The following is a 635-nucleotide window of genomic DNA, read 5'->3' as shown; positions in this document are numbered from 1 at the left end:
TGATGGCAGGGTCCAGGGTGGTCTTGGGTTGATTCTGGATGGCCTTTTTGTCGGCGTCTAAGGTGATATTCTTTTCCGTACCGGATTGAATGCTGACTTTACCCCCGGCGCTGACGATGCCCTTGCGGCTGCTTTCTGTGTTTTCTACGGTGGCGGGAGGGGTATAGTCTATCGGGGTGGTGCCGTAGCGCCAGGTGCAATTGTGGTGAAACTTTCTGTGTTTTCTCCATTTGTAACGGTGGGTGTCTGTGCCAACATCGGTGGTGATGCGGGTCCCTTGATAGCCATAGTTTTCAAGGGAGGGCCCCCTGATGGTCAGGTCCCCGCCGGCGGCGATGGTGCTGTAGCGGTTGATGACAGCGGCGTCGATGGTGATGTCTTTTCCGGCCAGGACCTGGGCAGCGGCGGTTTCCTGCAGGATAGCGCCGGTTTTGATTTCCCGGGTGAATTTGCGGGTGGCGCTATAATAGTTTTCTTCAGGAAGGGGGTCAATCGCCATAGAGTGGTTTTCGTTTCGGGTCGTCCAGCCGGTTTCAAAGACGGTCTTTTCGTTGGTGAACTGGCGGGCGGTGATATGGATGCTGCCTTGGCTCTGGATGCCGGCGGACTGGTTTAAGAGGTGTTTGTCGGCAGTG

The 635-nt window shown here is 56.1% G+C and carries 1 protein-coding gene; it reads right to left on the bottom strand.

The window, feature by feature from the left end; all coding sequences use genetic code 11:
• Positions 1-635: hypothetical protein (locus tag ALO_RS00015; protein WP_004091543.1), on the bottom strand; the 635-nt coding region annotated here is incomplete at both ends.

This window comes from Acetonema longum DSM 6540, from assembly GCF_000219125.1.
GTDB classification, from domain to species: Bacteria; Bacillota; Negativicutes; order Sporomusales; family Acetonemataceae; genus Acetonema; species Acetonema longum.
The sequence above is the reverse complement of the archived record's forward strand: the minus strand, read 5'-3'. Positions and strand labels throughout refer to the sequence as shown.